General features: G+C 67.4%; 18 protein-coding genes. 3 read left to right on the top strand and 15 right to left on the bottom strand.

All coding sequences use genetic code 11. The features are described from left to right. Nucleotides 1-8: 8 nt before the first annotated feature. Together I3K84_RS15540 and I3K84_RS15535 are read right to left on the bottom strand one after the other, a co-directional pair. Entirely contained in the window at nt 9-1,208 is a 1,200-nt protein-coding gene (locus I3K84_RS15540; RefSeq protein ID WP_011806829.1) for an acetyl-CoA C-acyltransferase, read from the bottom strand. A gap of 142 nt (nt 1,209-1,350) precedes the next feature. Beyond that, nucleotides 1,351-3,468 (bottom strand): 3-hydroxyacyl-CoA dehydrogenase NAD-binding domain-containing protein, encoded by a 2,118-nt coding sequence (locus tag I3K84_RS15535; protein ID WP_196994938.1) that lies wholly within the window; start codon nt 3,466-3,468, stop codon nt 1,351-1,353. Between the two features lie 132 nt (nt 3,469-3,600). Here I3K84_RS15535 and I3K84_RS15530 point away from each other — a divergent pair, with 132 nt between their 5' ends. Beyond that, entirely contained in the window at nt 3,601-4,539 is a 939-nt protein-coding gene (locus I3K84_RS15530; RefSeq protein WP_011806831.1) for a LysR family transcriptional regulator, read from the top strand. Nucleotides 4,540-4,552: 13 nt separating this feature from the next. Here I3K84_RS15530 and I3K84_RS15525 read toward each other — a convergent pair whose 3' ends face one another. From I3K84_RS15525 to uvrA, 7 genes are all read right to left on the bottom strand, one after another. Further along, nucleotides 4,553-4,915 carry a YXWGXW repeat-containing protein gene (locus tag I3K84_RS15525; RefSeq protein WP_047350710.1) on the bottom strand — a complete coding sequence of 121 codons (363 nt, stop codon included), beginning with the start codon at nt 4,913-4,915 and terminating at the stop codon, nt 4,553-4,555. A 94-nt stretch (nt 4,916-5,009) separates the two neighbouring features. Further along, a complete protein-coding gene (htpX, locus tag I3K84_RS15520; RefSeq protein WP_047350709.1) occupies nt 5,010-5,888 on the bottom strand; it encodes a protease HtpX in 879 nt (292 codons plus the stop codon). Nucleotides 5,889-6,015: 127 nt separating this feature from the next. Continuing rightward, entirely contained in the window at nt 6,016-6,789 is a 774-nt protein-coding gene (locus I3K84_RS15515; RefSeq protein ID WP_196994937.1) for a DUF3025 domain-containing protein, read from the bottom strand. Beyond that, the gene (locus tag I3K84_RS15510; protein ID WP_196994936.1) at nt 6,786-7,655 is read right to left on the bottom strand and encodes an NYN domain-containing protein; all 870 of its coding nucleotides are present in this window, start codon (nt 7,653-7,655) and stop codon (nt 6,786-6,788) included. The genes I3K84_RS15515 and I3K84_RS15510 overlap by 4 nt, the downstream gene beginning before the upstream one ends. Nucleotides 7,656-7,689: 34 nt before the next feature. Further along, nucleotides 7,690-8,733: a dihydroorotase gene (gene pyrC / locus I3K84_RS15505; protein ID WP_231403341.1), complete on the bottom strand. Its 1,044-nt coding sequence runs from the start codon at nt 8,731-8,733 to the stop codon at nt 7,690-7,692. 138 nt (nt 8,734-8,871) lie between these two features. Beyond that, a complete protein-coding gene (locus I3K84_RS15500; protein ID WP_196994934.1) occupies nt 8,872-9,384 on the bottom strand; it encodes a hypothetical protein in 513 nt (170 codons plus the stop codon). Between the two features lie 137 nt (nt 9,385-9,521). After that, nucleotides 9,522-15,347 (bottom strand): excinuclease ABC subunit UvrA, encoded by a 5,826-nt coding sequence (uvrA, locus tag I3K84_RS15495; protein ID WP_196994933.1) that lies wholly within the window; start codon nt 15,345-15,347, stop codon nt 9,522-9,524. A gap of 158 nt (nt 15,348-15,505) precedes the next feature. On the opposite strand from uvrA, the gene I3K84_RS15490 reads away from it, so the two are divergent. Then, a complete protein-coding gene (locus I3K84_RS15490; RefSeq protein ID WP_088888310.1) occupies nt 15,506-16,618 on the top strand; it encodes an ABC transporter substrate-binding protein in 1,113 nt (370 codons plus the stop codon). Nucleotides 16,619-16,752: 134 nt separating this feature from the next. Then, a complete protein-coding gene (locus I3K84_RS15485; RefSeq protein WP_047350704.1) occupies nt 16,753-17,877 on the top strand; it encodes an ABC transporter substrate-binding protein in 1,125 nt (374 codons plus the stop codon). Between the two features lie 86 nt (nt 17,878-17,963). On the opposite strand, the gene I3K84_RS15480 is transcribed toward I3K84_RS15485, so the two are convergent. From I3K84_RS15480 to I3K84_RS15455, 6 genes are all read right to left on the bottom strand, one after another. Beyond that, nucleotides 17,964-18,131: a hypothetical protein gene (locus I3K84_RS15480; protein ID WP_172734575.1), complete on the bottom strand. Its 168-nt coding sequence runs from the start codon at nt 18,129-18,131 to the stop codon at nt 17,964-17,966. Nucleotides 18,132-18,273: 142 nt separating this feature from the next. Continuing rightward, entirely contained in the window at nt 18,274-19,284 is a 1,011-nt protein-coding gene (locus tag I3K84_RS15475; RefSeq protein ID WP_196994932.1) for a porin, read from the bottom strand. Nucleotides 19,285-19,522: 238 nt separating this feature from the next. Further along, nucleotides 19,523-21,217: an MFS transporter gene (locus tag I3K84_RS15470; RefSeq protein ID WP_196994931.1), complete on the bottom strand. Its 1,695-nt coding sequence runs from the start codon at nt 21,215-21,217 to the stop codon at nt 19,523-19,525. 446 nt (nt 21,218-21,663) lie between these two features. Next, on the bottom strand, nt 21,664-22,317 hold the full coding sequence (locus tag I3K84_RS15465) for a 2-hydroxychromene-2-carboxylate isomerase (RefSeq protein WP_103738662.1): 654 nt from the start codon (nt 22,315-22,317) through the stop codon (nt 21,664-21,666). Then, nucleotides 22,314-22,598, bottom strand: a complete 285-nt coding sequence (locus I3K84_RS15460) for a DUF1289 domain-containing protein (protein WP_047350700.1) — start codon at nt 22,596-22,598, stop codon at nt 22,314-22,316. Before I3K84_RS15460 ends, I3K84_RS15465 begins: the two co-directional genes overlap by 4 nt. After that, nucleotides 22,595-23,083 carry a YbaK/EbsC family protein gene (locus tag I3K84_RS15455; RefSeq protein ID WP_015914310.1) on the bottom strand — a complete coding sequence of 163 codons (489 nt, stop codon included), beginning with the start codon at nt 23,081-23,083 and terminating at the stop codon, nt 22,595-22,597. Before I3K84_RS15455 ends, I3K84_RS15460 begins: the two co-directional genes overlap by 4 nt. Nucleotides 23,084-23,324 lie beyond the last annotated feature (241 nt).

Raw genomic sequence — 23,324 nt, 5'->3', positions numbered from 1 at the left:
GAGTCTCTTCAGAAAATTTCAAACAGCCCGGCCGCGCCCTGGCCGCCGCCGATGCACATGGTCACCACGGCCCATTTCACGGACGGGTCCTTGGCCTTGCGGCGCTGGCCTTCCAGCAAGACGTGGCCGGCCAGCCGCGCGCCCGTCATACCGAACGGGTGGCCGATGGAAATCGCGCCGCCGTTGACGTTCAGCCGCTCCATGGGAATGCCGAGCTGCCGCTGGCAGTACAGGGCCTGCGAGGCAAAGGCCTCGTTCAGCTCCCACAGGGCGATGTCTTCGACCTTCAGGCCCGCGCGCTCCAGCAGGCGCGGCACGGCGAACACGGGGCCGATGCCCATCTCGTCGGGCTCGCAGCCCGCCACAGCAAAGCCGCGGAACGCGCCCAGGGCCTGCAGGCCGCGGCGCTCGGCCTCTTTCGCTTCCATCATCACGCAGGCGGCCGAGCCGTCTGACAACTGCGAGGCATTGCCCGCCGTGACGAACTTGCCCGCGCCCTTCACGGGCTCCAGCTTGGCCAGGCCTTCGAGCGTGGTGCCGGGGCGGTTGCAGTTGTCCATGGTGGCGACCACCTCGCGGTAGGTCACCTCGCCGGTTTCCTTGTTCTTCTCGGCCATGGTGGTGGCGCAGGGCACGATCTCGTTGTCGAACACGCCACTGGCCTGCGCGGCCGCCGTGCGCTGCTGGCTCTGCAGCGAAAACGCGTCCTGGTCCTCGCGCGTGATGCCGTAGCGCTGGGCCACCACGTCGGCGGTGTCGATCATCTCCATGAACAGCGCGGGCTTGTGCTCCACCAGCCAGGGGTCCAGGTGCGAGGCGCCGCTGCGGCCGGCGGGGTTCATGAGCGAGATGCTCTCCACGCCGCCGGCGACCATGGCCGGCACGCCCTCCAGCACGATGCGGCCCGCGGCCACGGCAATCGCCTGCAGGCCCGAGGAGCAGAAGCGGTTGATCACCGTGCCGCCCACCGTCACCGGCAGGCCGGCGCGCAGCGCAGTCTGGCGGCCGATGTTGCGGCCGGTGGTGCCCTCGGGGTAGCCACAGCCCCAGACCAGGTCTTCGATCAGGCCGGGGTCGATGCCGGCGCGCTGCACGGCAGCCTGCACCGAGAAGGCCCCCAGCTGGGCGCCCGGGGTTTGGTTGAATTCGCCGCGGTGCGACTTGGTGAGCGGCGTGCGGGCGGTGGAAACGATGACGGCTTCGCGCATGGCGGGTCTCCTGGGTGTCTTGGGATGCTGTGTTTTTGATAGCTGCTAGCGCTTGTTCAACGGGTCTTTAAGCATGAAAACCCATTGAAACCTTTGAATGACAAGCGCTGGCAGCTCCTGTTTTTGATAATCGGCCAGAGAATCAAGCTGCCTTGTTCAGGCTGTCGAAGTTGCGGCCCTCGGCCACCAGCTTTTCTAGCAGCGGCGCGGGCTTCCAGAACAGCGGGTCTTCCTTCTCGAAGGCGCGGATGTCGGCCAGCACCTTGTCCAGGCCCGTCATGTCGGCCCACTTCATCGGGCCGCCGCGCCAGCGCGGAAAACCGTAGCCGGACAGGAAGGTCACGTCCACATCCAGCGGGCGCAGGGCAATGCCCTCTTGCACCACCTTGGCGCCTTCGTTGACCATGGCAGCCATGTAGCGGCGCATGATCTCGTCGGCCGTGAATGGGCGCGGCGTGATGCCCTTCTTGGCGCGCTCGGCGTCCACGATGGCCAGCACCTCGGGGTCGGGCTGGCCCACGCGGGCGCCCTGCGGGTAGAGGTAAAAGCCCCGGCCGGTCTTCTGGCCGAACCAGCCGCGCTCGCAGACGCGGTCGGCCACCTCGACGTAGCGGGCCTGAGGGTCGCGCGTGGCGGCGCGCCGCTTGCGCGTGGCCCAGCCGATGTCGCCACCGGCCAGGTCGGTCACCTGGAACGGGCCCATCGCAAAGCCGAAGCCGCGCACGGCCTCGTCGATCTCGTAGGGGCTGGCGCCGTCTTCCATCAGGTAGTCAGCCGCCTGCTTGTACACGGCCAGGATGCGGTTGCCGATGAAGCCGTCGCACACGCCGGCGCGCACGGGCACCTTCTTCATCTTCTTGGCCAGCGCGAAGGCGGTGGTCACCACGTCGGGCGCCACCTTGGCGGGCACCACGATCTCCAGCAGCTTCATGATGTTCGCCGGGCTGAAGAAATGCAGGCCGATCACATCCTGCGGGCGCGAGGTGGCGGCGGCAATCGCGTCGATGTCCAGGTACGAGGTGTTGGTGGCCAGCACCGCGCCCGGCTTGCAGACGCGGTCCAGCTCCTTGAACACGGCCTTCTTGACCTCCAGGTCCTCGAACACGGCCTCGATCACCAGGTCCACATCGGCGATGTCGTCGTAGCGGGTGCTGGGCGTGTAGCGCGCCAGGATGGCGGCCTTGCCTTCCGCGGTCATGCGGCCCTTGGCGATCAGGCCGTCGTAGACCTTCTCGACGTTCTTCTGGCCGCGCGCGATGGACTCGGCGTCGCGTTCGATCATGGTCACGGTGAGGCCTGCGTCCAGCGCGGCCACGGTGATGCCTGCGCCCATGGTGCCGCCGCCGATGACGGCGATCTTGGCGAAGTGCCGCGGCGCGGCGGCCTGCGCCTCGGGGATCTTGGCGGTCTCGCGCTCGGCGAAGAACGCGTGCACCAGGCCCTGGCGCTGCGGGCTGTTCAGGCATTCGACGAACAGCGCGCGCTCCTTGGCGATGCCCTCGTCGAACGGCAGCTCCACAGCGGCGCGCACGCATTCCACGATCTTGCCGGGCGAGAACAGGCCGCGGGTCTTCTTGGCGGTCTCAAGCGCCAGCGCGTCCAGCTCGGCCAGCGCGGCGGCCTGGTCGGCAATCTTCAGGTCCCGCGTGCGGCGCGGCTGCGCGCCCTGGGCCAGCAGCTCGTTGGCGTAGGCCAGGCCGGCGGCCACGGGGTCGGTGCCTTCGACCAGTCGGTCCACCAGGCCCGCCGCGGCGGCGGCCTTGGCGCTCAAATGCTTGCCGCTGAGCATCAGCTCGGCTGCCGCCTTCACGCCCATCAGGCGCGGCGCGCGCTGGGTGCCGCCGGCGCCGGGCAGCAGGCCCAGGTTCACCTCGGGCAGGCCCAGGCTGGCCGCGGGCAAGGCCAGGCGGTAGTGCGCAGACAGCGCCACTTCCAGCCCGCCGCCCAGCGCGGCGCCGTGGATGGCGGCGACCACCAGCTTGCCGCAGGACTCCAGGCGGTTGCACACCTCGGGCAGCGACGGCGGCACCGGGGGCTTGCCGAACTCGCGGATGTCGGCACCGGCGATGAAGGCCTTGCCCTCGCCCACGATCAGCAGGGCGCGCACGGCGGCATCGCCCTCGGCCTGCTCCACCGCGGCCAGCAAGCCGGCGCGCACCGCCTGCCCCAGGGCATTGACGGGCGGGTTGTTGATGCTGACCACCAGCACCGCGCCTTCGCGGCGGGTCTGGACTTCAGGGGCCTGGGCGGCAGGGCTCATGCGTACGTCTCCGGTGTCTCGTAACGGAAAAGTCGCATTCTTGTTCTGATAATGGTTCTTTACAATCCACAGTCAAATTGACAGAGCGTCAAATCCTTTTGAACAAATACCTACCTTCCACCGGAGCCTGACATGGACCTGAATGCCCTGACCCTGCTGGTGGAGATCGTGGACAGCGGCAACCTGAGCCAGGCCGCGCGCAAGCTGAAGATGACCCGCGCCAACGTCAGCTACCACCTGGCGCAGCTGGAGAAGTCGCTGGGCGTGCAGCTGGTCAAGCGCACCACGCGCCGCGTGGAGCCCACCGAGCTGGGGCTGCGCCTGTATGAACATGGCCGCAATGTGCGCAACGAGTTGGCCGCCGCACAGGAGACCATCACCAGCCTGGGCCAGGAGCTGCGCGGGCGCGTGGGCATCAGCGTGCCCAGCGGCTACGGCCAGATGGTGATGAGCGACTGGCTGATCGAGTTCAAGCAGCTGTACCCGGGCATCGTGCTGGACGTGCTGTTCGAGAACCGCGCCGACAACCTGCGCGACGAGGTGGACATCGCCATCCGCGTGATCCAGGAGCCGCCGCTGTCGGTGGTGGCGCGCAGCCTGGGCGACGTGCGCTATGTGGCCTGCGCATCGCTGGACTACGCCGCGCGCCACGGCCTGCCGCGCACGCTGCTGGAGCTGCGCAATGCCCCGGTGATCACGGCCGGCGTGATGGGGCGCCAGTTGCGCCTGGCGGCCTACCAGGGGCTGGAGCGGCAAGAGGTGATGCTGGAGCCCACGCTGATCTCAGAGCACTTTCCCTTCCTGCGCCAGGGTGTGTTGGCGGGCTTGGGCGTGGGCGTGGTGCCGGACTATGTGGTGCAGGACAAGATCGCCAGCGGCGAGGTGCTGACCACGCTGCAGGACTACCGGCTGAGCATCTTCGGCACCCACATGTACCTGCTGTACATGCCCAACCGGCACCAGACGCGCGCGGTGCGCACCTGCATCGACTTCCTGTTGGCCAAGGCCGGCCGCAGTGCGCTGCCGCCCGCCCCGCAGGCGGCGCCAGAGACAGCAGCGACCGGCGGTTGATCGCCGGTCGGGTTCAGCGCGGCCCCCAGCGCCCGCCGCCGCGGTACCAGCCCTGCGGGCCCTGTTGCCAGCGGTAGGGGTGCCACACGTGGCCGCGGTGCGGCGGCACGGCCCAGTAGCCCGGCGTCCATACATAGCGCCCGCCACCCCAGCCCCAGTAACCGTTGATCCACACATGCACCGGCGAGGGCGCGACAGGAATCACCTCGGTGCGCAGCGGCGGCGGGGGCGCCGGCGCATACACCACCTCGCCCTGCGGCACGACGGGATACGCCGGCGCCACCACGCAGCCGGTCAGTGCCGCGATGGCGCTGGCGAGCGCCACGGCTGGCAGCACGCGGCGCATGCCCAGAGAAACAGGGAAGTTCATCGTCATGGCGCATTCCTGGCAGTCATGCTTTTACAACGCAAAAGCCCCTGCCGGTTGTTGACAGGGGCTTGTGAAGCGAAAGTAAAGACCGTGCGCTGGATCAGGCGCTCGGGCTGTTTTGCAGTGCGGCCACGCGCTCCTCGATGGGCGGGTGCGAGCTGAACAGCTTGCCGATGTTGCCCGTGATGCCCATGGCCTGCAGGCTCGGGGGCATGGCGCCCGGGCGCATGCCGCCCAGACGGCGCAGCGCGTTGATCATGGGCTGCTTGCGCCCCATGAGCTGGGCGGCGCCGGCGTCGGCGCGGAACTCGCGCTGGCGCGAGAACCAGGCCACGATGATGGCAGCCAGGAAGCCCAGCACGATGTCCAGCACGATGGTGGTGATCATGTAGCCGATGCCGGGGCCCGAGCTGTTCTCGTCGTTCCTGCGCAGGAAGCTGTCCACCGCGTAGCCGATCACGCGCGACAGGAACACCACGAAGGTGTTCATCACGCCCTGGATCAGCGCCATGGTGACCATGTCGCCATTGGCCACGTGCGCGACCTCGTGGCCGATCACGGCCTCGACCTCCTCGCGCGTCATGCCCTGCAAGAGACCCGTGGAGACGGCGACCAGGGCCGAGTTCTTGAACGCGCCCGTGGCGAAGGCATTGGGCTCGCCCTCGTAAATGCCGACTTCGGGCATCTGGATGCCAGCCTTTTCGGAGAAGCGGCGCACGGTCTCGACGATCCAGGCCTCGTCGGCATTGCGCGGCGCGTTGATGATCTGCACGCCCATGCTCATCTTGGCCATGGGCTTGCTCATGAGCAGCGAGATGATGGCGCCGCCAAAACCCATGATGAAGGCAAAGCCCAGCAGGGCGCCCAGGTTCAGGCCGTTGGCCGTCAGGTAGCGGTTCACCCCCAGCAGGCTGGCAACGATGCCCAGCACCACCACGACGGCGACGTTGGTCAGCAAAAAGAGCGCAATGCGTTTCATCGATGGCTTCTCCGTGGAAAGCGACGGTAAGGCCGCGGACAGGCGCGGCGGGCAGAAAACAAGTTGGGGATGGAGCGCGGCGCTTCAAGCCGCGCGGGCAGCGAAGGGTGCGCCTGTTGTGGTTGCATTATGCGACGCGCGCGCTGCGGAAAACGAGGGAGTCATCATAGAAGCAAAAGTTCTCGTTCTCGGGCCACCAGCCCGGCACACCCAGAATCGGCAGGGGATTGAACGGCTTGGCCGCGAGCCATGGCGCGCTGAGGTCTCGCGCCAGCGCCTGGTCCGCCATTGCTTCGTTTTTGATAGCTGCCTGCGCTTGATAGACGTGCGCTGTGATCGATTTTCGGGGTGAAACCAGCTTTTCCAGCAGGGCATGGCCCAGGACCAGCAGCCGCGCCTGCCGCCACAGCGGGCGCAGTTCCACGCACAGCCGGCGCCACTGGCGCGCGGCCAGGGCTTCGTGCAGGGGTTGCGGCGCCAGCAGCACGGCGCCGTTCTCGTCGAACACCGTGACCGCGTCACGCAGCGGCCCGCGCACCGCGCCCACGCCCTGCGCAGCGATGGCGCGGGCCTGCAAGTCGTTGAGACGCCGCTTGGTAGCCGGGTAGTGCAGCCAGATCAGGCCGTTGAAGAAGTCATGCAGGTTGTCGCGCGTGGGCACGCGGCGCTGGCCATGGACGAACTGCTCATAGGCCTCGCCCACTGGGAGTGCCTGCTGCGGCGCGAAGCGAATACCCGGCGCCAGCCCCGCGCAGTCCATGGCAGCGTTGAGCGCGTCGGCCACGCAGGCGCCGGCCCGCACGCGCGCCGCCACCTGTGGCCCCAGAACCGCCAGCGGCGCAAGCCAGGGGCGTTGCCAGTCGATGGCCGCCAACGCCTGCGCGGCGGAGGGTTCGCTCACGTGCTGGCCGGCCCACCGGCGGGCGGGGCCGGAGCACGCGCCGCGCGCTTGTCGCGCACGGCCACGCGCGAGGTTCCCTCGTCGCGGAACTCGAAGGCCTGCGTGGCCGCCAGCAGCTTGGACAGTGAGGCATAACCGTAGTTGCGGGCATCGAACGAGGTCTTGTTGCCAATCTGTGTGCCCACCGCGCCCACGCGGGCCCAGCCGGTTTCGTCCGCGCACGCCTGCACGGCATCACGCAGCAGGTTCATGAGGCGCGTGTCCTGGCGCAGTTGGGCCGTGGGCACGCGCAGCGTGGCGGGGCACAGCGGCACGCCGGGGGCGGGCACATCCTCGGTCTTGGCGGGGGCGGGGGCGGGGGCGGGTTGCGCGGGCGCGGCCGTGGCCTCGGGCTGCGCCGGCAGGGGTGCGCCCTCGGCGTCTTCTTCGCTGACCAGCGACTCCAGGTACAGGAAACGCGAGCAGGCATTCACGAAAGGCTTGGGCGTCTGCGCGGCGCCAAAGCCGTACACCGCCGAGCCCTTGGCCCGCAGGTGCATGACCAAGGGGGTGAAGTCAGCGTCGGACGACACGAGGCCGAACGCGTCGGGCCGCTCTGAATAGAGCAGTTCCATCGCGTCCACCGTCATCGCCATGTCGGTGGCGTTCTTGCGCTTGGAGTAGTCGAACTGCTGGATCGGTCGGATGGCGAACTCCAGCAGCCGCTGCTGCCAGCCGCCCAGGCCGGACTTGGTCCAGTTGCCGTAGGCGCGGCGCACGTTGATCTCGCCCAGCGTGGACAGTTCGGTGAGGATCTCGTCGATCTTGTCGGCCGGCGCGTTGTCGGCGTCGATCAGCAGCGCAATGCGCAATTGGCGTTCCGCCATGGGTGACCTCCCCCTGTGTGGGTTGTGACGCTTTTTATGCCACCAGGCGCCAGGGCAGCGCCTCGCCCGCGCGCAGCGGCTTGAGCGCGGCTTCGCCGAAGGCGAAGCTGTCGGGCGGCGTCCAGCTCTCGCGGCGCAGCGTGACCGTGCCCGTGTTGCGCGGCAGACCGTAGAACGCCGGGCCGTGGAAGCTGGCAAAGCCTTCCAACTTGTCCAGCGCGCCCGCGTTGTCGAAGGCCTCGGCGTACATCTCGATGGCGGCGTGCGCGGTATAGCAGCCCGCGCAGCCGGTGGCATGCTCCTTCAGGTGCGCGGGGTGCGGCGCGCTGTCGGTGCCCAGGAAGAACTTGTCGCTGCCGCTGGTGGCCGCTTGCACCAGCGCCTGGCGGTGCACCTCGCGCTTGAGCACGGGCAGGCAGTAGTAGTGCGGGCGGATGCCGCCGGTGAAGATGGCGTTGCGGTTGTACAGCAGGTGGTGCGCGGTGATGGTGGCGGCCGTGAAGCGGCCAGCCTCCTGCACGTACTGCGCCGCCTCTTTCGTGGTGATGTGCTCGAAGACGATCTTCAGTTCGGGGAAGTGGCGGCGCAGCGGAATGAGTTGCTTCTCGATGAACACCGCCTCGCGGTCGAACAGGTCGATGTCGCTGCTGGTCACCTCGCCATGCACCAGCAGCAGCAGACCCGCCTTCTGCATGGCCTCCAGCGTCTTGTAGGTCTTGCGCAGATCGGTCACGCCCGCGTCGCTGTTGGTGGTGGCGCCTGCGGGGTAGAGCTTGGCGGCGACCACGCCCGCATCCTTGGCACGCGCGATCTCGTCGGGCGGCAGGTTGTCGGTGAGGTAGAGCGTCATCAACGGCTCGAAGGCCACCCCCTCGGGGACGGCGGCGAGGATGCGCTGCTTGTACTCAGCGGCCTGCTGCGCCGTGGTCACCGGCGGTCGCAGGTTGGGCATGATGATGGCGCGGCCGAACTGCGCGGCCGTGTGCGGCACCACGGTGCGCAGCGGCTCCCCGTCGCGCACGTGCAGGTGCCAGTCGTCGGGGCGGGTGATCGTGAGGGTGTCGGTGGTGGCGGTCATGGACCGCATTGTCCCATCCACTACGTGCGCAACACGCGCAAAAAAGAGCCCCGGCGCCGTAGCGGGCCGGGGCAAACCCCGTAGTAGGGGCGAGGGGTAAGCAAAAGAGAGCCGTAAAAGAGCGGGAGGAAGCGGTGCTCAGCAGCCCGACGGGCGGTTGGGCCGCATGGGGATCACGCCTGATACCGTCACCCGGGCGCCCGAGCCGTCGGTGGCCGTCAGCGTCTTGTTGACCAGGCGGATGCGATCGGTGTCGCGCACCACGGCCACGTCGCTCCAGCCGTCGTCGGCGCGGAACTCGCGGTCCATGAAGGTGAAGAAGGCCTCGTACACCGACGTGGCATCGGGCCGGTAGCGGATGTCGCCAAACGCCTGGCCGCTGCCGCCCACGCGGTTGGCACCATCGAAGCGGAAGGTGCACACCTCGGGGTAGGAGCCGATGGGGTTCTTCTTGTCCACATCGGTGAGGTTGATGTTGCCGTCGCCATACACCCCGTTGAGGCCGTCCACGGTGGAGCCGGTGACGGTCAACACGCCCAGTTGGTCGCTGGGCGTGGGATCGTCGTCGTTGCCTCCGCCGCAGGCGCTGAGAAGAAGGGCAGTGGCGGCGGCCACCGCCGCGGCGCAGGAGGTTCTGACAAAGGAATTCATGGCGCTGTGTGCTGTTGGGGGTTGAACACCGCCAGCAACGCGTGCTGGCAACATGGGTTCGATCCTAGAAAGCGCGCCCAGGGGCGGCGTGTGAGCCACGCACGCCGCACCCTGTAGGAAAAGCCCCCGCGGCCCGGTCAGCGCGCCAACACCGGTGCCAGCGCCTTGCCGGTGTGCGTGCCCTGGCGCACCACGTCCTCAGGCGTGGCTGCCGCCACGATGCGCCCGCCGTCCTTGCCGCCTTCGGGGCCCAGGTCAATGATCCAGTCGGCCTCGGCAATCACGTCCAGATCGTGCTCGATCACGACCACGCTGTGGCCGCCGTTCACCAGGCGGTGCAGCACCTGGATGAGCTTGTGCACGTCGGCCATGTGCAGGCCCACGGTGGGCTCATCCAGCACGTAGAGCGTGTGCGGGCTTTTCTGCCCGCGTCGGCCTACGTCGTCGCGCACCTTGGTGAGCTCGGTCACCAGCTTGATGCGCTGTGCCTCGCCGCCGCTGAGCGTGGGGCTGGGCTGGCCCAGTGTGAGGTAGCCCAGGCCCACGTCCTTCAAGAGCTGCAGTGGGTGGGCTATGCCGGGCATGCTGGCGAAGAACTCCACGGCCTCGTCCACCTCCATCTGCAGCACATCGCCAATGCTTTTGCCGCGCCAGGTGACGGCCAGCGTCTCGGGGTTGAAGCGCGCGCCGTGGCAGACCTCGCAGGGCACCTTCACATCGGGCAGGAAGCTCATCTCGATGGTGCGCACGCCCTGCCCTTCGCAGGCCGGGCAGCGCCCCTCGCCGGTGTTGAAGCTGAAGCGCCCCGGCGCATAGCCGCGCGCCTTGGCCTCCAGCGTCTCGGCGAACAGCTTGCGGATGGTGTCCCAGAAGCCGATGTAGGTGGCGGGGCAGCTGCGCGGCGTCTTGCCGATGGGCGTCTGGTCCACCTCCAGCACGCGGTCCAGGGTCTCGAAGCCCGACAGGCCGGTGCAGCCGGCCAGCGGCGGCGCCTTGCCCGCATCCATGGCGTCGCGCCCGGCCTTGGTGGCGCGCTGGCCCACCCAGGCGGCCACGTTGGCCAGCAACACGTCGCGTGCCAGCGTGGACTTGCCCGAGCCGCTTACGCCCGTGACGGCCACCAGCCGCTGCAGCGGCACGCGTGCAGTGACCTGCTGCAGGTTGTGAAGGTGCGCGCCGTGCACGGTGAGCCAGCGCAGGGGTTCCGCATCGTTTTGGCCTCCAGCGCCCGCCGGATGGGCGCCATCAGCTACTTTTTCAATAGCATCTACCGGACGACGCGCCTGCAGCGGGTGGCGCATGGCATGCAGCAGGTAGCGGCCGGTCTGCGAGTCCGCAGCCGCCTGCACGTCGGCCACCGTGCCCTGGGCCACCAGGCGCCCGCCGCGCTTGCCCGCGCTGGGGCCGATGTCGATGATGTGGTCGGCGCGGCGGATGGTGTCCTCGTCGTGCTCCACCACCACCAGGGTGTTGCCCTTGTCGCCGAGCTTGTGCAGGGCGTTCAGCAGGATCTGGTTGTCGCGCGCGTGCAGGCCGATGGTCGGCTCGTCCAGCACATAGCACACGCCCTGCAGGTTGCTGCCCAGCTGCGCCGCCAGGCGGATGCGCTGCGCCTCGCCGCCGCTGAGCGTGGGCGCGCCGCGGTCCAGCGTGAGGTAGGACAGCCCGACTTCCTCCAGGAATTCCAGACGGCTCTGGATCTCGGGGATCAGGTCGCGCGCAATCTCCGCCTCGCGCCCCGACAGCTGCAGCCCGGCGATCCACTGCCGCACCTCGGCCACCGACAGGCGCGCCACCTCGGTGATCGGCGTGCCGGCGAACCGCACGGCGCGCGCCACCGGGTTCAGGCGCGTGCCCTGGCAGGTGGGACAGGCGGCGTCGGCCACGTCCTCCACTTCGGGCTCGGCAAAGGTTTGCTCGCGGCCGCGGTTGTCCTCCGACTGCACGGAGTCGTCCAACACCTTGCGCTGCGCCGATGTGAGCTTGACGCCCGTGCCCACGCAGTCGGGGCACCAGCCATGCTTGCTGTTGTAGGAGAACAGGGAAGGCTGAAGCTCGGCATAGCTGGTGGCGCACACGGGGCAGGCGCGCTTGGTGGAAAACACCTGCAACCGCCCGATGTGCGCCGTGGGCGCTCCGTCCTGCAGCGCCTGCTGCAGGCCGTCCAGGCCGCTCAGCACATGCACCACGCCCTTGCCCAGCTCCAGCGCCTTGGACAGTTGCGTGCGCAGCGTGTCTTCATGCTCCGGCGACACGTCCACGCTGGCCACGGGCAGCTCGATGGTGTGCTCCTTGAAGCGGTCGATGCGCGGAAAACCCGCGGTCGGCAGGAAGTGGCCGTCCACGCGCAGGTGGGTGTAGCCACGCGGGCGCGCCCAGTCGGCCAGTTCGGTATAGACGCCCTTGCGGTTCACGACCAGCGGCGCCAGCAGGCCGATGTGCTGGCCGCGGTAGTCGCGCAGCAGCTGCGCGGCAATGCTCTCGCTGGTCTGCGGCTGCACCGCCGCGCCGTCGTGCACGCAGTGCTGCACGCCCAGCTTCACATACAGCAGACGCAGGAAGTGCCACACCTCGGTGGTCGTGCCCACGGTGCTCTTGCGCCCGCCGCGCGACAGGCGCTGCTCGATGGCCACGGTGGGCGGTATGCCGTACACCGCGTCCACCTCGGGCCGCCCGGCCGGCTGCACGATGCTGCGGGCGTAGGCGTTCAGGCTCTCCAGGTAGCGGCGCTGGCCCTCGTTGAACAGGATGTCGAACGCCAGCGTGGACTTGCCCGAGCCGCTCACGCCCGTGATCACGTTGAACCGGCCGCGAGGAATGTCCAGCGTGAGGTGCCGCAGGTTGTGCTCACGCGCGTTCACGATCTCTATGGCGTTTTTGGCCTCTGGCGCTTTTCCATCCAGCGCGAGCAGCTTCTCTTTTCGTAGCACCGCCTGCTGCTCGTGCACCGAATGGCCGCCCTCGCCCAGCGCCAGTTCGTACTCGCGCAGCGCTTGCGCGGTGTGCGACGTGGGGTGCTGGCGCACCTCCTCGGGTGCGCCCTCGGCCACCACCTGGCCGCCGGCGTCGCCGCCTTCGGGCCCCAGGTCGATGAGCCAGTCGCTGGCGCGGATCACGTCCAGGTTGTGCTCGATGACGATGAGCGAATGCCCCGCGTCCAGCAGCTTGCGCAGCGCGCGCATGAGCTTGGCGATGTCGTCGAAGTGCAGGCCGGTGGTGGGCTCATCGAACAGGAACAGCGTGCCCTTGCGGGCCAGCGGCTGGCGCGACTTGGCCTGGCTCCGGGCCGCCTCGGCCAGGAAGCCCGCCAGCTTCAGGCGCTGCGCCTCGCCACCGCTCAGCGTGGGCACAGGCTGGCCCAGCTTCACGTACTCCAGCCCCACGTCCACGATGGGCTGCAGCGCGCGGATCACCTCGCGGTCTTTCGCAAACAGCTCTGCCGCCTCGTGCACGGTGAGATCCAGTACGTCCGCCACGTTGAACAGCCTGCCACCGCGTTCGATGCGCACCTCCAGGATCTCGGGCCGGTAGCGCTTGCCGTCGCAGTCGGGGCAGCGCAGGTACACATCCGACAGGAACTGCATCTCCACATGCTCGAAACCCGAGCCGCCGCAGGTCGGGCAGCGCCCGTCGCCCGAATTGAAGCTGAACTTGGCCGCGGTGTAGCCGCGTTCCCGGGCCAGCGGCGCCACAGCGAACAGCTCGCGGATGGCATCCCACGCACCCACATAGCTCACGGGGTTGGAGCGCGCCGTCTTGCCAATGGGCGACTGGTCCACGAACACCACGTCGCTCAGGTGGTCGGCGCCCAGCAGGCGCTCATGCGCGCCGGGCGTCTCCGTGGCCTTGCCGAAGTGGCGCATGAGCGCGGGCGCCAGCACGTCCTGGATCAGCGTGGACTTGCCCGAGCCCGACACGCCGGTGATGGTGACCAGGCGCTGCAGCGGGAACTCCACGTTCACATCGCGCAGGTTGTGCTCGCGCGCACCCTCCAGCACCAGGCGCGGCGTGGCATCCGTCACCAGGCGCTTGAGCCCGGTGCCGATCTGTTTGTGCCCGCCGAGGTACTGGCCGGTCAGCGTGGGCGCGCGGCGCAGTTCGCCCACCGTGCCGTCGAACACGATCTGCCCGCCGCGCTCGCCGGGACCCGGGCCGAAGTCGAGGACACGGTCGGCCGCGAGCATCACGGCGGGGTCGTGCTCCACCACCACCAGCGTGTTGCCCGCGTCGCGCAGGCGCAGCATGGCCTCGGTGATGCGGTGCATGTCGCGCGGGTGCAGGCCGATGCTGGGCTCGTCCAGCACGAACAGCGTGTTCACCAGCGAGGTGCCCAACGCCGTGGTCAGGTTGATGCGCTGCACCTCGCCGCCCGACAGCGTGCGGCTTTGCCGGTCCAGCGTGAGGTAGCCGATGCCCACGTCGCACAGGTACTTGAGGCGCGTGGCGATCTCGTCATGCAGCAGCTGCAGCGCCTGACGATCGCCAGCCTGAGAGTCGTTTTGGCCTGTAGCGCTTAACTGGAGAGCGTCACCAGCTATTGAAACAGGAGCATTCTGCACACGCGCCATGCGCGCGAAGAAGCGCCGCAGGCGGTCGATGGGCAACAACATCAGGTCGTGCAGGCACAGGCCGGGCAGCGCCTCCAGCTGCGCGCGCGTCCAGGCCACGCCCTGCGGCAGGAAGCGCTGCGCGGGGTCGAGCACGGCATCGGCGTCCTCCTTGCTGCCCAGCCGCCACAGCAGGCTCTCGGTCTTCAGGCGCGCGCCGGCGCACACCGGGCATGGCGTGTAGCTGCGGTACTTGGACAGCAGCACGCGGATGTGCATCTTGTAGGCCTTGCTCTCCAGGTACTCGAAGAAGCGGCGGATGCCGTACCACTGCTTGTTCCAGTTGCCGTTCTTGAAGCCGGGTGTGCCTTCGATCACCCAGTGCTTTTGCTCCGCGGTGAGCTTGTACCAGGGCGTGTCGCGCGGGATACCGGCGGCCTCGGCATGGCGCATGAGGTCGTCCTGCGCTTCTTTCCAGGCGGGGGTCTGGATGGTCTTGATCGCACCGGCGCGCAGCGTGAGCTTGTCGTTGGGAATGACCAGGCCGTAGTCCACGCCGATCACGCGGCCGAAGCCCCGGCAGGTGTCGCAGGCGCCCACGGCGGAGTTGAACGAGAACATGGACGCGATGGGCTCGGCGTAGCGCAGGTCGCTCTCGGGGCAATGCAGGCCGGTGGAGAAGCGCCACAAGTCTGCTTCGCCATCGTCCCGCAGGCGATAGACATTGAGCCGCCCCCCGCCGCGCTTGAGCGCGACCTCGATCGCCTCGACCGCGCGCGCGCGCTCCACGTTGCCCATACGAAAGCGGTCGGCCACCACGTCCAGCAGCTTGCGCGGGCCGGTGGGCGTGGCCACCTCGCGCTCGGCCTGCACCTTGGTGAAGCCGCTGGCCGACAGCCATTGCTCCAGCTGTTCCGCGGTGGTGCCCGCGGGCAGTTCCACGGGAAAAGTGAGCACGATGCGCGGGTCGTCCTCCGCCGCGCAGCGCCGCTGCAACTCGGCATGGATGGTGTCCGGCGAATCGTGGCGCACAGGCAGCGCCGTCTCGCGGTCGAAGAGTTGGCCGGCGCGCGCGAACAGCAGCTTGAGGTGGTCGTTCAGCTCGGTCATCGTGCCCACGGTGGAGCGCGACGAGCGCACCGGGTTGGTCTGGTCGATGGCGATGGCCGGGGGCACGCCCTCCACCTTGTCCACGGCGGGCTTGTCCATGCGGTCCAGGAACTGGCGCGCGTAGGCGCTGAAGGTCTCCACGTAGCGGCGCTGGCCCTCGGCATACAGCGTGTCGAACACCAGGCTGGACTTGCCGGAGCCGCTGGGACCGGTGACCACGGTGAGCTCGCCCGTGCGGATGTCCAGGTCGATGTTCTTGAGGTTGTGCTGGCGCGCGCCGTGGATACGGATCAGTCCCTGGGTCATGAGCGGGTCTTTCTGCAATGAGGCGGAACATTCTAGGGACGAGCCGGATTCCGCATCGACCGGGTGGACACCACACCACAGCCGGTCACGCAGGTGATGGCGCATCCGGCCCTATCCGTTAGACTGCGCCGCACCAACAACCAAAGAGAGGAGACGCCATGCAGCCATGGCATAAATGGGGGGCCGCCCTGGTCCTGGGCGCAACGCTGGGCGCAAGCCATGCACAGATCCTGGTGGGGCAAACGGCCGGGTTCTCCGGCCAGGTGGCCGCAGGGGTGCAGGAGACCACGCAGGGCGCCAAGCTGTTCCTGGACGCGGTCAATGGCAAGGGCGGCGTGCACGGGCAGAAGATCGAACTGATCTCGATGGACGACAAGTTCGACCCCAAAACCGCCGGCGAGAACGCGCGCACGCTGATCGAGGACAAGAACGTGCATGTCATGTTCCTCACGCGCGGCACGCCCCACACCGAATCCATGATCCCGCACCTGGACAAGCATGGCGTGGCCCTGGTGGGCCCGTCCACGGGCGCCATGGTGCTGCACCAGCCGGTGCGCAAGCACATCTTCAACGTGCGCGCCACCTACCAGCGCGAGGCCGAGAAGGCCATGACCCACCTGGCCTCGATGGGCATCACGCGCATCGCCGTGCTGTATGCGGACGACAGCTTCGGCGCCGATGGCGTGACGGGCGCGCAAAAAGGCCTGGCCCAGGCCAAGCTGCAGCCCGTGGTGCTGGAGAAGTTCAATCGCGCCAAGCCGGACTTCACCCCGCTGGTGGCCAAGATCTCCCAGGCGCAGGCCCAGGCCGTCCTGATGGTCGCCTCGGGCACGTCGGTGGTGGATGGCTACAACGCGCTGCGCCAGGCGGGCTCCACGGCACAGGTGGTCACGCTGTCCAACAATGCCTCGGGCGGCTTCATCAAGAGCCTGGGCGAAAATGCCCGCGGCGTGATCGTCACGCAGGTCTACCCGAACGAGCGCAGCCTGACCTTCCCGCTGGTCAAGGAAGCCATCGACCTGGCCAAGGCCAAGGGAATGACCGAGGTCAGCCCGGCCATGCTCGAAGGCTTTGCCGCCGCCAAAGTGCTGGTCGAAGGCCTGCGCCGCGCCGGCCCGAAGCCGTCGCGCGAGAAGATTCAGACGGCCCTGGAATCCATCCAGAAGTTCGATCTGGGCGGACTGGACATCTCCTACGGCCCCGACGACCACACGGGCCTGGATTTCGCCGATCTTTCCATCATCGGCACGGACGGCAAGTTCCGCCGCTGAAGCCCTTTTCGTGAGGTCAGACGCCGCCCGGGTGATCGCGCGGCGTCTGCGGCACGTCATTCCAGCGTAGGCTGCCGCCGATACACTCGCCCCTGCTCGCACTCGCGCGCAAATACACAGGGAAGAGACACCTCATGAAGACACATTGGAAGAAGTGGGGCGCAGCGTGCGCCCTGGCGGTGGTCAGTGCGGCCTCATCATTGGCCCACGCGCAGTTGCTCGTGGGTCAGACCGTCGGCATCACCGGGTCCGCGGCGGCAACCGTCAAGGAATCGATGCTGGGCGCGTCGCTGTACCTGGACCACGTCAACGCCCGCGGCGGCGTGAACGGGCAGAAGATCGAACTCGTCGCGCTCGACGACAAGTTCGACCCCAAGCTGACGCAGGACAACGCCCGCACGCTCATCGAGGACAAGGGTGTGCTGGCACTGTTCATGACGCGCGGCACACCCCACACCCAGGGCATTGTTGCGCTGCTGGACAAGTACGGCGTGCCGCTGGTGGGGCCCTCCACGGGCGCCATGGCGCTGCACCAGCCCGTTTCCCGCAATATCTTCAACGTCCGCGCGCCCTACCAGCGCGAGGTGGAGAAAGCCATCGCCCACCTTGCGCTGCTGGGAGTTCAGCGCATCGGCATCGTGCATGTGGACGACGCCTTCGGCCAGGACGGCCTGGCCGGTGCGCAAAAGGGCCTGCAGAACAACAAGCTGCCCGCCTTGTTCGTGGAGAAGTTCGACCGGGCGAAGCCAGATTTCTCAGCCATCGCCCCGCGCGTGCGTGCGCAGGATCCCCAGGCCGTCATCTTCATCGGCACCGGCGCGGCGGTCGTGGACGGCATCAAGGCACTGCGCGCGGCCGGCGTGGGCGGGCAGATCGTCACGCTGTCAAACAATGCGTCGGGGGGCTTCACCAAGGCGCTGGGCGATCAGGCCCGCGGCGTCATCGTCACGCAGGTCTTTCCGTCCGAGCGGTCGCTGAACTACCCGGTGATCAAAGAAGCCCTGGAATTGGCGAAGGCGCAAGGGCTGAAGGAACTCACTCCGGCCATGGTCGAGGGCTTCGTGAACGCCAAGGTGCTGGCCGAGGGCCTGCGCCGCGCCGGCCCCAAGCCGGACCGTGCACGGCTGCACGCGGCCCTGGAAAGCCTGAGCAAATTCGACCTGGGGGGCCTGGAGCTTTCCTACAGCGCAAAGGAACACTCGGGGCTGGACTTCGCCGACCTGTCCATCATCGGAGCGGACGGCCGATTCCAGCGCTGAGCGGGCCGTAACGCCACGGCGGCGGAGTCCACCGCCCCATCCAAAACGCGGAGCCTGGCTCCGCGTTTTGGATGGGTGGGGCCGGTTCACTGCGCTGCGCTGGCGCCGGACGCGGGAGCAGCTGCGGACTCGGGCACGTGCGTCGCTTCCACCCCATGCTTTTCACCGCTCATGTCCACCTGGTCTCCTGCCTTCATGATCACGAACAGCATGATCACTGCGAACACCACGAAACCCACCACGATCTTCCACATGCTCATCTCCTGAAAATTGTTGTCGACGGAAAAGGGCGGCACCAATAAAAAAGCCTCACACCATCGTGTGAGGCCTGTCTGATCGCAAGCCCGACTCCATTGAATCAGGCTTGCATTGCATGCAGCTTACGCTGCCGGTGCATCAGAAGTTGTGGCGAACGCCCAGCGCCAGCGAGCTGAAGTCCTGGCCAGCGGCGCCCGTCATGTAGGTAGCACCTGCCTTGTTGTCCACCTTCGTGTAGAAAGCGTACACCTTGGTGCGCTTGCTGAAGTTGTAGTTGTAGCCCAGGGTCCACTGCGTAGCGGAGCTGTCGGCAATGTCGCTCCACTTGCCAGCGCGGCCCACGTTCACGTGGAACTCGGAAGCACCCATCATGTAGGCGCCCGCCAGGCGGAAGTTGTTGCGGTTGCCTGCGCCCGTGGCGAGGAGCTGGTTGTCGTCCTTGTTACGCTGGTAGTAGCCACCCACGACGAACTGGCCGAAGGTGTACAACGCGCGCAGGCCCAGCTGGCGATTGCTGTCCACTTGGCTGTAGCCGGCGCCCAGGTTCAGCGCGCCGATGTTGTAGTTGGCAGCCAGGTCATAGCCATTCTTTTGCGGAATGGCAGCGTTTTTCTCATGCAACGAGACGGAAGCGTCCACCGTCAGCCCACCGAAGCTGGGCGTGCGATAGCCGATCTTGTTGGTGGTGCTCAGGCCGCCGAACCACACGGGATCGTAGTACAGAGCGTCCGAAGACGTGCCCGTGTCATGGTTGTGCATGCTCACGTAGTCGGCCGTAGCGTAGTACGACTCGGGCATGAAGTTGCCCAGGCGGATCATGCCGAAGCCGCCGGACAGGTTCACTTCGCTCTGGCGGGCGAAGGTCATGCCGGTGGTGGGGTGGGTCCAGCCCGAGCCCGTGCCGGTATCGGAGTTGAAGCCGCTTTCCAGCTGGAAGCCGGCCTTCAGGCCGCCGCCCAGGTCCTCAGTGCCCTTGAAGCCGAAGCGCGAGGAGTTGTTCTGCATGACGGTGTTGCTGGTACCGCCGACCTTCTGGCGTTCCACCGACGTGTTCACGCGGCCGTACAGGGTCACGCTGCTTTGCGCGAAAACAGCGGAAGTACCCAGCAGAGCCAGGGTAGCGAGCAGCAAACGACTTGGTTTTTGCATTTGAGTTCCTTGAATGCTTGTGTCCATCAGTTGTGGTAGGCACAGCTCGCCGCCCGCAGGGAGCCGATTAGCACAATGTGCAGCTACGGCGCAAATTCTAGGTGTAACCATCTGGGCCAACACAGAGGAAAGTCCCGCCTGTAATACCCCTGACGTATTGCCGCCACACTTTCGCACAGGCAAAGGTGTGGCGGCAGGGCTCAGCCAGGGAAAACCCTGACAAAAGAGCGGAACGAGGTCAGTCGTTGGCGTAGATGTCCACGTCCTTGGTTTCGCGGATGAACAGCGTGCCGATCACTGCCGTCATGCCGGCGATGATGATGGGGTACCACAAGCCGTTATACATATTGCCGGTGGACGCCACGATGGCGAACGATGTCGTGGGCAGCAGGCCGCCGAACCAGCCATTGCCAATGTGGTACGGCAGGCTCATGGAGGTATAGCGGATGCGCGTGGGGAACAGTTCCACCAGCATGGCCGCGATGGGGCCGTAGACCATGGTCACCAGGATCACCAGATACGTCAGGATGACGATCATCATCACCTTGTTCATCTTGGCGGGGTCGGCCTTGGAGGGGTAGCCGGCGAGCTTCAGGTCTTCGGCCATCTCCTTCTTGAAGGCGGCGATGGCCTTCACGCTTGCCTCGTCGAACTTGTGGTTGACCACGTTGCCGGTGGGCGCGGTGATGGTCTTTTCGCCGATCTTCACGACCGCGGGCGAGCCCGCGGGGCCGGCCACGTTCTCATAGCTCACCGAGTTCTGCACCAGGTAGCGCTTGGCGATGTCGCAGGAGCTCTTGAAGTCGATCTCGCGTGCCACGGGGTTGCCCTGGAACGAGCAGGTGGCGGGATCGGCGATCACCACGACACCCGCTGTCGCCTGGGCCTTGGCCAGGTCGGGGTTGGCGGCTTCCGTCAGCATCTTGAAGGCCGGGAAGTAGGTCAGCACGGCCAGCACGCAACCCAGCATGATGATGGGCTTGCGGCCGATCTTGTCGGACAGCGAGCCGAACACCACGAAGAACGGGGTGCCGATCAGCAGGGCCGCGGCGATCATCAGGTTGGCCGTGACGGCGTCCACCTTGAGTTGCTGCGTCAGGAAGAACAGCGCGTAGAACTGGCCGGTGTACCAGACCACGGCCTGACCAGCCGTCAGGCCCACCAGCGCCAGGATCACGATCTTCAGGTTCTTCCACTGGCCGAACGATTCGGACAGGGGCGCCTTGGAGGTCTTGCCCTCGGCCTTCATCTTCTGGAAGGCCGGCGACTCGGACAGCGACAAGCGGATCCACACCGAGATGCCCAGCAGCAGGATCGACACCAGGAACGGAATGCGCCAGCCCCAGTCGTTGAACGCCGCCTCGCCCATGGCGGTGCGCGTGCCCAGGATGACCAGCAGCGACAGGAACAGGCCCAGCGTGGCCGTGGTCTGGATCCACGAGGTGTAGGCACCACGGCGGCCGTGCGGGGCGTGCTCGGCCACGTAGGTGGCCGCACCGCCGTATTCACCGCCCAGCGCCAGGCCTTGCAGCATGCGCAGCGCGATCAGGATGACCGGTGCCGCGATGCCGATGCTGGCGTAGCTGGGCAGCACGCCGACGATGAAGGTCGAGATGCCCATGATCAGGATGGTCACCAGGAAGGTGTACTTGCGCCCGATCATGTCGCCCAGGCGGCCGAACACCAGCGCGCCGAACGGGCGCACCAGGAAGCCGGCCGCGAAGGCCAGCAGCGCGAAGATGAACGCCGCGCCAGCATCCAGCCCGCTGAAGAACTGCTTGGCAATGATGGCCGCGAGCGAGCCATAGAGGTAGAAGTCGTACCACTCGAACACGGTGCCGAGGGACGAGGCGAAGATCACCTTCTTTTCTTCCGCCGACATCGGTCGGGCGGCAGCGCCGGGGCGGCCGGCGTATGCAGTGCTGGTAGCCATGAATGCTGTCTCCTGCTTATTGGGATGGAATCGAAAATGCGCGTAAGAAAGCGCGAAAAACCGACGATCTGAAGCACTCTGCGGTGCTTGCGACGCAATATCGGGCCGCCATCTGACCGAAAGCTGACATGCGCCAAACGCTGCCGCCACCCCAGTCTTACGGCCATCTGACAAACTCCGTGGCAACCCGCAGATCGTTTTTCTTGATGCGAAAAATCGGACTACACGAGGCTGCGGCGAGTCTCGCGCACGGCACCAGACACGGGTAACCCCGCAGTTTTTCGCCAGGGTTTGCCCTCCCTAGGACAAACCCTTGACGCATGACAAACCCACGCCCGCCGCACAGTGCTGGGCACGGCCCCATGCAAAAAGGCGCCGCAGAACGCTGTCTGCGGCGCCCTGGAACGCCTGCCGCGGCCCCGTCGGCCGCCGCCGAGGAATGCGCTTCAGCGCACGGAAGGCAGGCCCGATGGCACCGCGGGCGCCGCATCCCATGCCGGCCCATCAAACCACGCGTCGCCGTCCAGGTAGGCGCGCAACATGGGCAGGCTGTCGAGCCCCCAGAACAGGCGCCCATCCACCTCAAAGGCCGGCACGCCAAACACGCCACGGGCCGACGCCTCGTCCGTGTTGGCGCGCAGCAGGGCCTTGGGCAGGGCGCCCGCGCCTTCGGCGTCGGGCCGCAACTGCTCTGCCAGGGCCTGCGCCAGCACGTCCAGGCGCGCGGGGTCCAGCGCATCCTGCCCACCCAGCCAGACATGCCGCAGCACGGTGCCGGCGACATAGCGGTTGACCGTGCCATCGTCGCTGCACGCCAGCGCCTGGCGCAGCAACGGCAGCGGATTGAAGGGGTGGCGCGCCGGCATGTCCAGACCGCAGCCCAGCGTATGGCCCAGCCAGGTGGCGTGCCGGTACGTCCAGTCGCGCTTGGGCGGCACGCCGGCCGGCCCGGGGTTGGCATGCTGCTGCAGCAGCGCGCCCAACAACACCGGCTTGTAGTGCAGGTGGTAGTTCAGCCCCTCCAGTACCTGCGGCAGCCGCTCGAAGGCCAGCCACGCGTACGGCGAGACGAAATCCAGGTAGAACGTGATGTGCTTCATGCCAGTGGCTCCAGCTCTTCGGGAAGGTCCACCCCCGCGCGTTGCAATGCGGCGGTCCAGATCGCGCGGCGCGCGGCGCCATCGGCTTGCGACCAGGCGCGGATCTCGTCGATCGTACGGAAGCACCCCTCGCAGTGGCTGCGGTCGGCCGTCATGCGGCAGACCGACACGCAGGGCGACGGAACCGGCTCCTGGGAATTTAAGCCAAATTGGCCTCTAGCGCTTATTTCACCAGCGCGAGCAGCTATCAATTCAGAAGCATTCACTGCGGCGTCGCTCATGCGCTGATCTCCTGCACCACGTCGGCCACCGGGGCACCGGTGAGCCGCTGCAGATCGTGCGGGCTCAACTGGAACACGCCGTGGGGATGGCCGGCGGCAGCCCAAATCACATCGAAGCGGAACAGCTCGCGGTCGATGAGGGTGACAGGGGCGGTGGAATGGGCCACGGGCGAGACGCCGCCGATGGCGAATCCGGTCTTGGCCTTGACGAATTCCGCGTCGGCGCGGCCCGTCTTGCCCACGAGGGCGTCGACCTTCTTCTCGTCCACGCGCCGGTCGCCGGAGGTAACGACCAGCACGGCCGCGTCATCGCTCTTGCGCCGGAAGATGATGCTCTTGGCGATCTGCCCCAGCGCCACGCCCAGCCCGTCAGCCGCCTGCTGCGCGGTGCGCGCGGCGTCGTCAAGCATGCGCGGCGCGTGGGGGTGGCGCAGGCGCTGCAACTCGGCAGCCACCCGCTGGGTGCTTTCAGGTAATGCGTGCATAACAGGGCAATCCGGGGCCTGGGACGGCGAAGCGCACGCACGGATGCGGAGTGCCTCGGCGCAACCACAAGCCCCAGGCGGGGTTACAGTGTGATGGCTGCCATCCATTGTCCATGAACCTGCTTCGCGCCTGCCTGCTCTTGTGGCTTCTCGTCGGCAAACTGGCCTGGGCCGGTGGCGCCCCTGCGGTGCTGGACGATCACCGCAAGGGCCTATCGCTGGGAAGCACCGGCCAGCTTTT

Origin of the sequence: Diaphorobacter sp. JS3051 (assembly GCF_015832135.1) — a bacterium.
Taxonomy (GTDB): domain Bacteria; phylum Pseudomonadota; class Gammaproteobacteria; order Burkholderiales; family Burkholderiaceae_C; genus Diaphorobacter; species Diaphorobacter nitroreducens.
Note: the sequence above shows the minus strand (reverse complement) of the source record. Positions and strands in the feature narration are given on the sequence as shown.

What these genes read in the sequence shown, in the direction of transcription:
- I3K84_RS15540 (WP_011806829.1), bottom strand. Translation starts at nt 1,208, where the DNA reads ATGCGCGAAGCCGTCATCGTTTCCACCGCCCGCACGCCGCTCACCAAG.
- I3K84_RS15535 (WP_196994938.1), bottom strand. Translation starts at nt 3,468, where the DNA reads ATGAGCCCTGCCGCCCAGGCCCCTGAAGTCCAGACCCGCCGCGAAGGC.
- I3K84_RS15530 (WP_011806831.1), top strand. Translation starts at nt 3,601, where the DNA reads ATGGACCTGAATGCCCTGACCCTGCTGGTGGAGATCGTGGACAGCGGC.
- I3K84_RS15525 (WP_047350710.1), bottom strand. Translation starts at nt 4,915, where the DNA reads ATGACGATGAACTTCCCTGTTTCTCTGGGCATGCGCCGCGTGCTGCCA.
- htpX (WP_047350709.1), bottom strand. Translation starts at nt 5,888, where the DNA reads ATGAAACGCATTGCGCTCTTTTTGCTGACCAACGTCGCCGTCGTGGTG.
- I3K84_RS15510 (WP_196994936.1), bottom strand. Translation starts at nt 7,655, where the DNA reads ATGGCGGAACGCCAATTGCGCATTGCGCTGCTGATCGACGCCGACAAC.
- pyrC (WP_231403341.1), bottom strand. Translation starts at nt 8,733, where the DNA reads ATGACCGCCACCACCGACACCCTCACGATCACCCGCCCCGACGACTGG.
- I3K84_RS15500 (WP_196994934.1), bottom strand. Translation starts at nt 9,384, where the DNA reads ATGAATTCCTTTGTCAGAACCTCCTGCGCCGCGGCGGTGGCCGCCGCC.
- uvrA (WP_196994933.1), bottom strand. Translation starts at nt 15,347, where the DNA reads ATGACCCAGGGACTGATCCGTATCCACGGCGCGCGCCAGCACAACCTC.
- I3K84_RS15490 (WP_088888310.1), top strand. Translation starts at nt 15,506, where the DNA reads ATGCAGCCATGGCATAAATGGGGGGCCGCCCTGGTCCTGGGCGCAACG.
- I3K84_RS15485 (WP_047350704.1), top strand. Translation starts at nt 16,753, where the DNA reads ATGAAGACACATTGGAAGAAGTGGGGCGCAGCGTGCGCCCTGGCGGTG.
- I3K84_RS15480 (WP_172734575.1), bottom strand. Translation starts at nt 18,131, where the DNA reads ATGTGGAAGATCGTGGTGGGTTTCGTGGTGTTCGCAGTGATCATGCTG.
- I3K84_RS15475 (WP_196994932.1), bottom strand. Translation starts at nt 19,284, where the DNA reads ATGCAAAAACCAAGTCGTTTGCTGCTCGCTACCCTGGCTCTGCTGGGT.
- I3K84_RS15470 (WP_196994931.1), bottom strand. Translation starts at nt 21,217, where the DNA reads ATGGCTACCAGCACTGCATACGCCGGCCGCCCCGGCGCTGCCGCCCGA.
- I3K84_RS15465 (WP_103738662.1), bottom strand. Translation starts at nt 22,317, where the DNA reads ATGAAGCACATCACGTTCTACCTGGATTTCGTCTCGCCGTACGCGTGG.
- I3K84_RS15460 (WP_047350700.1), bottom strand. Translation starts at nt 22,598, where the DNA reads ATGAGCGACGCCGCAGTGAATGCTTCTGAATTGATAGCTGCTCGCGCT.
- I3K84_RS15455 (WP_015914310.1), bottom strand. Translation starts at nt 23,083, where the DNA reads ATGCACGCATTACCTGAAAGCACCCAGCGGGTGGCTGCCGAGTTGCAG.